The sequence below is a fragment of the Streptococcus sp. 27098_8_109 genome (genome assembly GCF_041432295.1).
GTDB lineage: Bacteria > Bacillota > Bacilli > Lactobacillales > Streptococcaceae > Streptococcus.
Genome location: NZ_JAPVZJ010000006.1, coordinates 73,295 through 86,596 on the forward strand (window position 1 = coordinate 73,295; position 13,302 = coordinate 86,596).

The following is a 13,302-nucleotide window of genomic DNA, read 5'->3' on the forward strand; positions in this document are numbered from 1 at the left end:
CCTCCATCCTTTCTATTCTACCATATTTTTCAAGAAATATTGCTGATAAAAGGCTGGTGGATAAAGCTTTTGCCAATCATTTTGAGGATTTTCTTGGTAATAGGTGTAAAAGTGCTGATAATAGCTGGTCAAATCTTGCTCAATCTGGAAAAATTTGCCTACTAGTGGCCGAATTTGTGGATACCATTCTTTTAGCCCATAAGTCAGGAGATTCTCTCCCTTCTGATAGGCTTCTGCTTGTTCTTTCATCCAAAAGGGATGTTGATAGTACAGCTGTTGCCGGATATAGCGACAGATGTCCTTGTCCTGGGAAACGGTAAAATGCGATATTTTTTGTTTCTTATAGGGAAGACGTAATATCTCCAGTAGACTAGCTTGACCATAGGGAAATTCCTTAATCTGATAATGAAGTTTACCTCGGAGATCTTGGTGAATCAGGTATTTGAGTCTTAAAACTTGCTTTTCCTTGTCTACTTCCCAAACATAAAATCCCATGTTTTGACTGAAGTATAGAAAACCTTGTTGCAGACGAGTCAAACGATCCTTGAGCCAAAGTTTTTCCCCCAGCAACCACAGTACTTGGTAACCCTGACTACGATAGCCCTCACTACGTTCTTTAAGAACTTTTTGAGGCAAGGGACTACACTGAACTTCTAGAACTAGATTGCCATTTACAAATACATCCGCAATCTGTTTAAGCTCTGGAAGCGGGTATTCTAATTGCACCTCTGCCTCTTTTTTCAACCAGTGATAGAGGACTTCCTTATTTGCCAGGTGTTCTGGACTTTCATTTTCAGAGGAAAAATCACAGTCTTTTAAGGTTTTGTGGGCAAAATGGGCCCGGACACTTGGTCCTTGACGCAAACGGAGCTGACCTCCACAAGCTGGGCAGGTGTATGCTTGCTTCTCAAGCTTATCCTCTAACACATTTACCAGCTGCCCCCTAGCATTTCTAGCAACAAACATGATTTCCCTCCTTTTCTATATTATTCGTAAAAAAGAAAAAAGACCAGGAAATTTCCTAATCTTCATTCATGTTTATTTGATTTTTTTAGCTAGCATGGTCGCAAATCGTAGTTGAATACGATTGCCATTCTCATCACGACGGTGAAGATGGCCTGGATTTTCATTGTACTTAACCAATTCCCAGTCCTTGTAATAGTCTGCCAGTTCCCCTTCCTTAAAAGTAAATGGGAAGTTCACTGAGCAAGGATAGTCCTCCGTATCCATGGCACAAACGATAAGATTGTAGCCACCAACAGTGGTTTTATCCTGCATGTTTTTGATAATTGCAGGAATGCGATCTGCTTGCAGAAACATCAAAACAACTGTCGATATGATGAAATCATAGTCTTGCCCAATGCTAGCTGAATTGATATCGTAAAGACCAACAGGCATATCCAGGTCTTCCTGCTCAACAATGCTTTGCAAGATTTCAAGAGATAATTCATTTTGATCTACAGCTGTAACATCAAAACCATTCTGTGCAAGAAAGAGAGAGTTACGGCCCTGACCACAGCCCAAATCCAAGGCTTTTCCTGGTTTTACTGTCTGCATTGCCTCTAGTACCTCTGAATGAACCGGATTGGTATTGTATTTCTTAGGGAAATAATCCTCAGGTTTACAATAAAATTCTAAATACCATTCTACATCATCTGTTACAGCCTCCACTCGGTGCCAGGCTTGTGGTTGTGCCATGGGATTCTCAGCCCCTGCTTCAAAGAGGTGCTCAGCTAAAACCTCACCATATTCTGTCAATTCAATAAACTTGAGAGTTCCCTTCAAAACAGTAATTTTCCCCCAAGTCCCAACCTTGGTATTGTGTTTCTGCTGAACAGCCTCTGGCATGGTTTCTTTAGTCCACAAAGGCATACGTTTATAGGCAACTAGTTTTTCCATCTTCATTTCCTCTTTTTATCGCTGATTAACAGCTTTCATAACACGCGCGATGTCGCGGTTTTGCTCACGTCGTTTGATAGACTCCCGTTTATCATAGTCATGCTTCCCTTTAGCTAAACCTAAAAGGAGTTTAGCGTAACCATCTTTGATATAGACCTTAAGGGGAACCAGGGTCATTCCTGTTCCTTTAGTCTCTTGTTCTAATTTTTGGATTTGTTTCTTATGGAGCAGGAGTTTACGACGACGTTCTGGTTCTTGGTTCCAGATATTGCCCTCTTCGTAAGGAGCAATATGAACATTGCTCAACCAGACCTCCCCATTTTTTACTTGGGCAAAGCCATCCTTGAGATTGATTCGAGCAGCTCGTACACTCTTGATTTCAGTTCCTGTCAGGACCATCCCTGCCTCTAGCGTATCTACGATTGTATAGTCGTGGCGCGCCTTTTTATTTTGTGCGACGACCTTTCCCTCGCCCTTTGCCATGCTTAGCTCCTTTCTTAGCTACTTCCTTATAAAAAGGATTCTTTCCTTTTTTCTTCTTGTCTTTTTGTGAATGCTTGCGCTTATCATTTGAGCGTCCTGATTTTCTCTTATCTTCCTTCTTATCTGAACGACGATTTGAACCACGCCCTCTGTCTTTGCAACCAGCTTGTTTCAAGCCTTTTTCAATCACATCAAACTCACTTGGGATGTAAGAAAAGTCAATTTCACCCGTCATCTTGTCGGCTCTTTCAACTCGGATACGGATTTGCTGACCTACACGGAAGGTTGTACCCGATTTCTCCCCAAGCAGGGTCAAATCACGTTCATTGAAATGATAAAATTCAGGTAGATTAGTGATGTGAATCAAGCCCTCAACTGTATTCGGCAATTCAACAAAGAGACCAAACTTGACAATACTTGATACAACCGCATCGTATTCTTCGCCTACGTATTCTTCCATATACTCAGCCTTTTTCATGGCTTCGACTTCACGCTCAGCCTCAATGGCACGACGTTCACGGTTGGAAGACTGGGTCGCAATCTCTGGAATCACTTGCTCAAAATGCTCTGCTATTTCCTTAGAACGGCTGTAATCACGAATCATACGGTGAACAAGAAGGTCTGGATAACGACGAATCGGACTGGTAAAGTGAGTGTAATAGTCAGCAGCAAGGCCATAGTGGCCGTGATTGTGCTCCGAATAGCGAGCCTGCTGCATAGAGCGAAGAAGCATCATGGACAATACATCTGCATAAGGTTCCCCCTCAACAGCACGCATGATGTCTTGGAGGGCCTCCTGGCTAATCTCACTGGCAGTCCCATAAATACGCAAGCCAAAACTCGAAGCATAATCAATAAACTTCTGAACTTTTTCAGCCTTAGGCTCCTCGTGAATTCGATAGATGAAAGGTAGATCCAGCTTGCTAAAATGCTCGGCAACTGTTTCATTGGCCATCAGCATAAAGGATTCAATCATGCGCTCAGCAACACCACGCTGACGAAGAACGATATCAACAGGCTTACCTTGCTTATCCACTAAAATCTTAGCTTCATTGGTATCGAAATTGAGGGCACCACGTTTCACACGCATGTTTTCTAAAATTTCATGAAGCTTGGCCATGAGTTCGATACTAGGGACAATTTTCTGATATTCTTGTCTCTTTTCCACGTCGCCAGCTAGAATATCATTAACATCGTTATAGGTCATACGGAAGCTTGTCTTGATTACCGTTTGTGTAATGGTGTAATTGACCACACGACCATGTTTATCAATCTCCATAATGGCAGACTGGGTTAGGCGATCAACTTGAGGATTGAGGGAGCAGATACCATTTGACAGTCGTTCTGGAAGCATTGGGACCACACGGTCTGTCACATAGACAGAAGTTGCACGATTAAGGGCTTCCTTATCAAGGGCAGACCCCTCAGTCACATAGTAGGAAACATCTGCGATGTGAACACCGAGCTCCAAATTCCCATTTTTTAAAGCCTTGATATGCACCGCATCGTCCAAGTCTTTGGCGTCAGCACCGTCAATGGTAAAGGTAATCTCATCTCTTAGATCCAGACGGCCTTCCATATCCTTTTGAGACGGAACATCAGGCACACTTTCTGCTTCCTTAAGAACAGCCTCTGGAAATTCTGAGACAATGTCCATAGACTCCAAAACCTCAAGAACATCAATTCCGACATCCGTTGAATGCCCCACCACATCTAGAACACTCGCGACAAAGAAATCATGTTTCTTGCTTGGGTATTTGTCGATAAAGACCTTGAGAACTTCTGTTCCCTCCAGTTTAAGGGCTGGTTTTTTTACATAAATCGGTTGGCTGATTTTCTGATTTTTCGAACGGATGTAGCCAGCATACTTAGGTTTTTCCTGATCTAGAACGATTTGACCGACAACAGTTGTCAAACTGTGTTCTAGGATATCGATAATTTTGGCTTCCGCCGCTGTTCCCTTGTTACGATCAGCGACTTTCTTGATGACAACCTCAACAGTATCGCCATCAATAGCATAGTTGACATCGTTTTTACCTACAAAAAGGTCGTCCTCCTCGCCTTCTAGACTGACAAAACCAAAGCCATTTTTATGGGCATGAAAAATCCCCTTGAGAGTAATCTCATGTTTTTTCTTAACTTCTAAGGTCAGAGTACCATCTTCTTCAAAACGAATCTGGTGCTTTCTTTCCATTAAGGATAAGGTTTTAATCAACTCACGAAAATCCTTGGAACCGTCTTTTCCCAAAGCCTGAGCCAAGTCATTGACAGTTACCTTTCCCTTATCTTGCAAATATTCTTTTATTCTATCTTTCATATTTTCTTTCTAGATTTTTTAATTTTCTTTTACTGTAAAACCTTTTCAAACATCCTTTAAAAATAAAAAGAGGCAAAGACCTAGTCCTGCCCATTATTTTCTTATCTACTTGATAATACCGTCAATGCTAAGGCAATGGCTAGCCAGAAAAAGACTAAAATCCCTGTCAAACGCTGCATTACAGCTTCAAAACCGCGTGCTTTACTGCGTTCAAACAAATCACCTGAGCTGGCATCAAATACATTGCTGGATTGGTTTTTGGTTGGTTGCATGAAAATCGCAATCACAATCACAACAGATAATACTAATAAAATGGTTAATAATAGGTTATACATATCAAACTCCTTAAAATCCTTATTATTTTACCATAAAATCTACTTAGATTCAAGATGTAGGGTTACTTTTCTTTCCTTGGGACAATACTTTAAAACCTCAATCTTGTCTGGATGGGTTTTGGAATTTTTACTGGTTAGGTAATTGATACTGCCACAAGAGGAGCACTTGAGATTAATTTTTACTCGCACTAGATTTCCTTTACTTTTAATAATGTTCGAAATTGAAGAAGGTTAAAGAGACAACTAAAGGCAACACAAAGGCTTGTCGCATAAAAGACTGCATGGTAGCCAAATTGACCTGCTACTGCAGAACCTGCCATGGGACCAACGACACCTCCCAGATAAAAGAATACCTGATTGAAGGCAAAGACCCTCGAAATGCCGGCTTTGGGAGTCATTTTGCTGAGTAGGGCATTAATCCCAGGAATCAGCGCACCGGTTCCCAAGCCAAAGAGGAAACGATAGAGTCCTAGTTGAAGGGGACTAGATGCATTGGCACAGAGGAGATAGATGATAACTGAATAAAACTGTGCTACAACCAAGAGACGATGATTGCCCACCTTGTCACCTAGCTTACCCATGACTCCTGCACTCATCATGCTGGAAAAGCCCATGCTGGACACAATCAAACCAGAGACAAAAAGAAGATTCTCTGTCTGCCCTAAGTCGCGTACATAAAGAGCCAAAATAGGGCCAATCGATTGGGCTGAAAATTGGATGACAAAACTGGTTAAAAAGAGATTGACCAAAAGATAAGGATATTTGACCGATGTAAATAATTCCTTTGTTGGAATAGCCTTTTCCTTGGCTACTGGTTTAAAATCTTCCTTAATAAAGCAAATAGTCAAAATAGCAGCTAAAAACAGAAAACTACCAACCAGTAAGAAAACCGTACGAATTCCAAATAATTCTGCGATAAAGCCACCAATAAAAGGACCAGTTAGAGTGCCTGCAACTACACCTGTAGACAAAGTACCTAAGGCAGAGCCTGATTTCTCCTTGGGAACCTGACTGGCTATCAAGGCTGTTGCATTGGGAACAAAACCTGCAAATACACCATTCAGTAAACGAAGAAAGATTAACCAATAAATATTTGGGACAAAAGCCAAGCCTCCCATAGTGATAGTCATGGCCAGACCAGCACGAATCATCATGGATTTTCGACCGTATTTATCGGCAAGAATACCCCAGATAGGAGAAAAGAGCGCCGCAGAAATAGCAGAGACAGAAATAGCTAAACCTGCATAAAAAGCGACTTGCTCACTCCCTACACCCAGATTTTCCACAAAAATGGGCATAAAGGGCACAACCAAAGAAATACTGGCTCCTGTCAGAAAATTACCAAACCAGGCAATACGCAAATTATCCTTCCAGTTAATCTCTGTCATATTGCTTACCTCCCTCGAGAAGGATACGCACTTGAGTAAGAAGCTGGTCCAGATTGCCATTATTGTCTAGAACATGGCTAGCTAAACCTTTCTTTTGCTCTAAAGGCCACTGGGCTGCCAGACGAGATTCAGCTTCATTTTTGGACAACTGGTCTCTTTTCATTAAACGTTCTACTTGGGTATCTCGGTCCACATAGACCAACCACGTCTCATCAAACCAAGCGCTGTAGTCCTGCTCAAAAAGCAGGGGAATATCCATGAAAAAAATCTCTTCTGTCTGAACCAACTGGTCTCTCAAAGTAGCCAGTTCTTCACGAATAATCTCCCCTTGGATTCGCTTAGACCATTCTCGTTCCTCAGGATTTGAAAAGATGAGACTAGCTAGGAGAGGGCGATTGAGTTCTCCATTTTCTAGAATGATTTCTTGACCAAAATGCTGAACTAGAGCCTCAAACAGACGACCACCAGGTTTCTGTAGTTGGTGGACGACTGCATCGGCATCCACCACTTGAAAACCTTGCTGTCTAAGAAAATTTGTCACAGTTGACTTACCCGAGGCAATTCCTCCTGTGATTCCGATGATTTTTCCCATCAGTCCCTCCTTTGACAGTTTGGACAAAAGTGGGTGCCTCGTCTGCCTAGTTGGATTTTTTCAATCACAGTGCCACAGCGTACACATTCTTGACCAGCCTTGTCATAGACCTGATGAAAATCCTGCATGGTTCCATCTTCCCCAAAGGCATTGGTATAAGTCCGAATGGTGGAACCACCTTTTTCAACAGCCTGACCCAAAACAGCGATGGTCTGGTCATGAATGGCTGTCGCTTCTGCTACTGTCAAAGTTTGCGAAGGTCTTGCTGGATGAACCTGAGCTCGCCAGAGGACTTCATCCACATAAATATTGCCAAGACCAGCAACCAAGGTCTGGTCTAAAAGGTGGGATTTGATAGGCTTTTTGGACTTGGCTAGAGCAGTTTGAAAGACCTGCAAATCAAATTCTTCTTCGTTTGGCTCAGGCCCTAATTTTTTAGAAATAAAGTAGGCTTCTAAAAGATCAGGGGCCAAGAGTTCCATAGTACCAAACTTGCGTACATCCTCATAAACAAGCATTCCACCGTCCTCAAACTGGAAGAAAACATGGGCATGCTTGCGTTCAGGAACCTGGTCCGGATAATAAAAATACTTGCCCTCCATGCGCAAATGGGAAATCAAGACCTTGTCTGTCAAGTAGAAAAGCAAATATTTTCCACGACGCCCCATTGACTCAACAATCTGACCAGGCACTTCCTTTTGAAACTCGTCCAAATCCGTCTTAATCATCTTGGGATAACGAATTTCCATACTCGAAATCTTCTTACCCAAAATCAATTTTTCTAAGCCACGGCGAACAGTTTCAACCTCTGGTAATTCAGGCATAAGTCCTCCTTCTGTAAAAACAAGAAGCAGGCATGAGCCCACCTCTACTTAGTATTCTTTTTCATTATAGCCAAAGTCAGCCAAATCTAGTTTTTTATCACGCCAGTTTTTCTTAACCTTGACCCAAGTTTCTAGGAAGACCTTGTCTCCTAGCATGAGCTCGATATCACGACGGGCCATGCTACCAATTTTCTTAAGCATAGCGCCACCTTTACCGATGATAATCCCTTTCTGACTATCGCGCTCCACCATGATGGTTGCACGGATGTGCACCTTGTCTGTCTCTTCGTCTCGTTTCATAGAATCCACAACTACAGCAACTGAGTGAGGAATCTCTTCACGCGTTAAATGAAGAACCTTCTCACGAACCATTTCTGAAACCAAGAATCGTTCTGGATGGTCTGTGATTTGATCAGATGGGAAATATTGGAAACCTTCGTCCAGATTTTCACTCAAAATATCCACTAGACGAGAGACGTTATTCCCTTGAAGAGCTGAGATTGGAACGATTTCCTTAAAGTCCATTTGATTACGAAAATCATCAATCTGAGACAAAAGCTGGTCTGGATGAACCTTATCGATCTTGTTCACCACCAGAATAACAGGAACCTTAGCAGCCTTGAGACGCTCGATAATCATATCGTCCCCCTTACCACGCGCTTCATCAGCAGGCACCATGAAAAGAACGGTATCCACTTCACGAAGGGTGCTATAGGCAGATTCGACCATGAAATCTCCGAGAGCTGTTTTAGGTTTGTGAATCCCTGGTGTGTCGATAAAGACAATTTGCTCCTTATCAGTTGTGTAAATTCCCATAATTTTGTTGCGCGTTGTCTGCGCCTTGTCACTCATAATGGCAATCTTTTGCCCCATGACATGATTTAAAAAAGTTGACTTCCCAACGTTGGGACGTCCTAAAATGGCTACAAAGCCTGATTTAAAAGTCATAATTTCCTCTTGCTATTTAAAATAATAAATCCCAGATTCGTGGGAGAAAAATCAATGCGCCTGTTAAGGCTGCGAAAAGAGAGACCACTAATACCGCGCCAGCCGCCATATCCTTGGCATTTTTAGCCAGCATAGAAAAGTGATAGTGACTGGCTAAATCCACCACATTTTCAATAGCAGAATTGATAATTTCAAAAGCTACTACCAAGAAAATGCTCAATAGGAGAAAGAGCCATTCGATTCGTGACACCTGAAAAACAAAACCTGCAAGGATGACCACTAGAGCCGTCACTGCATGTTTTCGCATATTGCGTTCTTCCTTGATAGCAGTAAAAATTCCTGTGAGAGCAAATTCTAAACTGGATATCAGGTCACGATTTTTCCATTTTCGTTTATTGTCTTGTGAGTCCATAGGCTGTCAAAATCTCTTCTTGTAAACCAAACATCTCCGCTTCTTCTTCCGGAGTGTAGTGATCATAGCCGTTGATATGTAAAAAGCCGTGTACTGCCAAGAAGCCCATCTCACGCTCAAAGCTGTGACCGTATTCCTCGGCCTGCTCATGTGCCTTATCGATAGAGATGAAAAGTTCCCCAATATAGGCATCAAATTCAGACATCATCCCTGCCAATTCTGGATTTTCAAGTAAATCCTCTTCGTCAAAGGCAATTTCCAACTCTGGCTTATATTCAAGGCTGATAACATCTGTCGGACGGTCTGTGTCACGGTACTCCAGATTGAGTTCATGACTACGTTCATTAGTCACAAAGGTAACTGCCATCTCCTTGTCTTCTTTGCCTAATTTTTGGGCTGCAAATTCCAAAATTTCTTGGGTTTGTTGCAACATTTCTTTTGAAACTTGACCAGTTTCATCTACCATTTCAATATACATGTGCTTCTCGTTTCTCTTTACTTGGCTTTATTATACCACATTTCCATGATTTTATTCTACCTTTTTGATATAATACTATGGAATACAATCACAAGGAGAGAACGATGTCATTTGACGGATTTTTTTTACACCACATGGTTGAGGAATTGCGAAGAGAGTTGGTTAATGGTCGCATTCAAAAAATCAATCAGCCTTTTGAACAAGAGTTGGTCTTGCAAATCCGCAGCAATCGCCAAAGCCATCGTCTGCTTCTTTCTGCCCATCCTGTTTTTGGACGCATTCAGCTGACCCAAACAACTTTTGAAAACCCAGCCCAACCTTCTACCTTTATCATGGTTTTGAGAAAGTATTTGCAGGGTGCCCTGATTGAATCGATTGAGCAAGTGGAAAATGACCGTATTGTGGAAATGACAGTTTCCAATAAAAACGAGATTGGGGACCATATTCAGGCTACCTTGATTATCGAAATTATGGGGAAACACAGTAATATTCTACTGGTTGATAAAAGCAGTCATAAAATCCTCGAAGTTATCAAACATGTTGGCTTTTCACAAAATAGCTACCGCACCTTGCTGCCTGGATCGACCTACATCGCTCCGCCAAGTACGGAAGCTCTCAATCCTTTTACAATCAAGGACGAGAAACTCTTTGAAATCCTGCAAACACAGGAAACGACAGCTAAAAATCTTCAAAGCCTCTTTCAAGGTCTGGGACGCGATACGGCAAATGAATTGGAAAGCATACTGGTTAGTGAAAAACTGTCTACTTTCCGTAACTTTTTCAATCAAGAAACCAAGCCATGCTTGACTAAGACTTCCTTCAGTCCAGTTCCTTTTGAAAATCAGATAGGAGAGCCTTTTGCCAGTCTTTCTGATTTGTTGGACACCTACTATAAGGATAAGGCTGAACGCGACCGCGTCAAACAGCAAGCCAGTGAACTCATTCGCCGTGTTGAAAATGAACTTCAGAAAAACCGCCACAAACTCAAAAAACAGGAAAAAGAATTACTGGCGACAGACAATGCTGAAGAATTTCGCCAAAAAGGGGAATTGCTAACAACCTTCCTCCATCAAGTGCCTAACGACCAAGACCAGGTTATCCTAGACAACTACTACACCAACCAACCTATCACGATTGCGCTTGATAAGGCTCTGACTCCCAACCAGAATGCCCAACGCTACTTTAAACGTTATCAGAAATTAAAAGAAGCTGTCAAATACTTGACTGATCTGATTGAGGAAACCAAAGCAACCATTCTCTATCTGGAAAGTGTGGAAACTGTTCTCAACCAAGCTGGACTAGAAGAAATCGCTGAAATTCGTGAAGAATTGATTCAAACAGGTTTTATCCGCAGAAGACAACGGGAAAAAATCCAGAAACGCAAAAAACCAGAACAATATCTAGCAAGCGATGGCAAAACCATCATCTATGTCGGTCGCAATAACCTGCAAAATGAAGAGCTAACCTTTAAAATGGCCCGCAAGGAGGAACTTTGGTTCCATGCCAAGGACATTCCTGGAAGCCATGTTGTCATCTCAGGAAATCTTGACCCATCTGATGAAGTCAAGACAGACGCGGCAGAACTAGCCGCCTACTTCTCTCAAGGTCGCCTGTCAAATCTGGTGCAGGTAGATATGATTGAAGTCAAGAAACTCAACAAACCAACTGGTGGAAAACCTGGCTTTGTCACTTACACCGGGCAAAAGACCCTCCGTGTCACACCAGACCCAGAAAAAATTGCATCCATGAAAAAATCCTGATTTTACTTGAAATCAGGATTTTTAACTTACTGTTCAGTCAAATCATATCCAACAATGGGACTAATCTTTACCACCTAGCTTCTCATTGATTTTCATCATCACACTAGCAATTTTTTCACCCCAATAAGGGTCTGATGCATATTCCACATTCATACCAGATGCCTTGTTTCCAAGGAAAGTTCTACCCCTATCGATATAATTTTCCTTAATCCACTTGGTTGCACCTAAAATTCCCTTATCCACATCATCAAATGTCTTGGAAGAAAGGTAAGGAGTCGTATCATAGGCTGTAATTCCAAAGAAATTATTCTTATCTTTGGCAATCTTGCTACGTCCCCAGTCGCTTTCTAAAGCACTATGAGCAAGGAGATAGAGGGCATTGATATGGTAATGTTCTTCGGCTTCCTTAAAGGTAGCTCCCTTGTTCTCCAAGAGACTATTATTAATATTTAGCAGACTAAATACCTTATCCAAGTCTTCAGCACTATAGTTTGTAGCCTCTGTCAATTCTTTAAAAAGGAAGGGATTTTCAAGGTTAAAACCATCAAAATGCAGGCCATCTGCCGAATAATATTTCTTGCCTACTTCCATATCAGAAAGATGAGCAGCTACTGGGATACTAGCATTCTGAGCCACATAGTGATAAAAACGGTGTCCATCACTCTCATAATAAGGGATAAAGTTCTTACTAGCATCTAGTGCTTGTAAATCTTCTGTTTTCATATATCCTGACAAACCAGAAATAGTAATAGCCAGGCGCTTGTCATCACTTTTTCTATCCTTATCTAGCCAGACAACACTACCTTGCGATATATAGGACAGCTTTTCACCATCTGCATTATAAATATTTGCTGTGACAGGAACTACTTGATAGTAAGCAGCATTTTCGATTGTAGCTTTTTCTCCAAGCCATTTACCATCGCTTCCTAGCTGATGACCATCAATAGTCTCATTTTTCGCCATGTAACCACCGGATTTGAAGTAGTACCAGGCTTGATTTTTAGAATCGTATACCCATTCTTTATCAGCCATTTTGCCATCAGATTTTAGATAAAACCATGACTCCTTATCCAAAATCCATTCATTGGCTGCCATATAGCCACCGGATTTTAGATAATAATAGTGACCATTTTCGAAAATCCATTCTTTATCAGCATGATTTCCATTTTCTTTGATATAAAACCAAGATTGGTATTGTTTGTCAAAAAGCCAACCTTGCTGTACTTTAGCACCACTAGCACTCACATAAGCCTGTTCAATCCACTGACTTGTCAGTAAATAACCACCTGATTTGAAATAATAGTCCTTACCCTTGATTTGGAGCCATTCTTTCTCTGCGTGTTGTCCATCTGCTTTGATATAAAACCAAGCATCATATTGAGAATCATAGACCCAGTCTTCTATTACCTTGGCACCTGTAGCACCGACATAGGAAGCTCCTAGCCAAGCATTTCTTTTCATCTTTCCATCTTGGTCAAGATAATAGAGGACTCCCTTGTCTTCTATCCATTCTGACTTGGCCATATAGCCACCAAATTTGAGGTAAAAATAGTCGTCACCTTGCTTTAGCCATTCATTTTCAGCATAGTTGGCATCTTCTTTTATATAAAACCAAGATTGATAGTGAGCATCAAAAATCCACTCATTAGCTGCTTGATTCCCATCTGCTTTCAGGTATTGTTTTCCTTGCCAAGTACCATCACTAGCCATTGCACTCTCTGGTCTGGCTAAGAAAAATAGGAGAGCTAAAAAAACAAATCTCAATTTCTTCATAAACTTTCTTCCTCTATTCTTTCTATTTTATTGTATCAAAATTCTCTATAATCAATATTACAAACTGATAAAAAATCAAGAACAGATTGATTG

Annotated in this window: 14 protein-coding genes; 1 reads left to right on the forward strand and 13 read right to left on the reverse strand. The window is 41.4% G+C overall.

What is annotated here, in order from left to right; translation table 11 throughout:
- Positions 1-12: 12 nt before the first annotated feature.
- From O3664_RS03890 to ybeY, 12 genes are all read right to left on the reverse strand, one after another.
- Entirely contained in the window at positions 13-966 is a 954-nt protein-coding gene (locus O3664_RS03890; RefSeq protein WP_371613656.1) for a competence protein CoiA, read from the reverse strand.
- Between the two features lie 72 nt (positions 967-1,038).
- Positions 1,039-1,899: an SAM-dependent methyltransferase TehB gene (gene tehB / locus O3664_RS03895; protein WP_049543521.1), complete on the reverse strand. Its 861-nt coding sequence runs from the start codon at positions 1,897-1,899 to the stop codon at positions 1,039-1,041.
- A 15-nt stretch (positions 1,900-1,914) separates the two neighbouring features.
- On the reverse strand, positions 1,915-2,382 hold the full coding sequence (gene smpB, locus O3664_RS03900; RefSeq protein ID WP_001051750.1) for an SsrA-binding protein SmpB: 468 nt from the start codon (positions 2,380-2,382) through the stop codon (positions 1,915-1,917).
- The gene (rnr, locus tag O3664_RS03905; protein ID WP_371613657.1) at positions 2,345-4,699 is read right to left on the reverse strand and encodes a ribonuclease R; all 2,355 of its coding nucleotides are present in this window, start codon (positions 4,697-4,699) and stop codon (positions 2,345-2,347) included. The genes smpB and rnr overlap by 38 nt, the downstream gene beginning before the upstream one ends.
- A gap of 101 nt (positions 4,700-4,800) precedes the next feature.
- Positions 4,801-5,034, reverse strand: a complete 234-nt coding sequence (secG, locus tag O3664_RS03910; protein WP_000282517.1) for a preprotein translocase subunit SecG — start codon at positions 5,032-5,034, stop codon at positions 4,801-4,803.
- A 39-nt stretch (positions 5,035-5,073) separates the two neighbouring features.
- The gene (gene rpmG, locus O3664_RS03915; RefSeq protein WP_001809104.1) at positions 5,074-5,223 is read right to left on the reverse strand and encodes a 50S ribosomal protein L33; all 150 of its coding nucleotides are present in this window, start codon (positions 5,221-5,223) and stop codon (positions 5,074-5,076) included.
- Complete coding sequence (locus O3664_RS03920; protein WP_023947226.1) at positions 5,223-6,422, reverse strand: multidrug efflux MFS transporter; 1,200 nt, start codon at positions 6,420-6,422, stop codon at positions 5,223-5,225. The genes rpmG and O3664_RS03920 overlap by 1 nt, the downstream gene beginning before the upstream one ends.
- Entirely contained in the window at positions 6,409-7,014 is a 606-nt protein-coding gene (coaE, locus tag O3664_RS03925) for a dephospho-CoA kinase (protein WP_023947227.1), read from the reverse strand. Before coaE ends, O3664_RS03920 begins: the two co-directional genes overlap by 14 nt.
- Positions 7,014-7,838: a DNA-formamidopyrimidine glycosylase gene (mutM, locus tag O3664_RS03930; RefSeq protein WP_033684995.1), complete on the reverse strand. Its 825-nt coding sequence runs from the start codon at positions 7,836-7,838 to the stop codon at positions 7,014-7,016. The genes coaE and mutM overlap by 1 nt, the downstream gene beginning before the upstream one ends.
- Before the next feature lie 48 nt (positions 7,839-7,886).
- Entirely contained in the window at positions 7,887-8,786 is a 900-nt protein-coding gene (gene era, locus O3664_RS03935) for a GTPase Era (protein WP_000143264.1), read from the reverse strand.
- Positions 8,787-8,802: 16 nt separating this feature from the next.
- Positions 8,803-9,198: a diacylglycerol kinase family protein gene (locus O3664_RS03940; RefSeq protein WP_000378166.1), complete on the reverse strand. Its 396-nt coding sequence runs from the start codon at positions 9,196-9,198 to the stop codon at positions 8,803-8,805.
- On the reverse strand, positions 9,179-9,676 hold the full coding sequence (gene ybeY, locus O3664_RS03945; protein WP_295528549.1) for an rRNA maturation RNase YbeY: 498 nt from the start codon (positions 9,674-9,676) through the stop codon (positions 9,179-9,181). The genes O3664_RS03940 and ybeY overlap by 20 nt, the downstream gene beginning before the upstream one ends.
- Before the next feature lie 104 nt (positions 9,677-9,780).
- Here ybeY and pavA point away from each other — a divergent pair, with 104 nt between their 5' ends.
- Entirely contained in the window at positions 9,781-11,436 is a 1,656-nt protein-coding gene (gene pavA / locus O3664_RS03950; RefSeq protein WP_371613658.1) for an Rqc2 family fibronectin-binding protein PavA, read from the forward strand.
- Between the two features lie 60 nt (positions 11,437-11,496).
- On the opposite strand, the gene O3664_RS03955 is transcribed toward pavA, so the two are convergent.
- On the reverse strand, positions 11,497-13,209 hold the full coding sequence (locus O3664_RS03955; RefSeq protein WP_371613659.1) for a glucosaminidase domain-containing protein: 1,713 nt from the start codon (positions 13,207-13,209) through the stop codon (positions 11,497-11,499).
- Positions 13,210-13,302 lie beyond the last annotated feature (93 nt).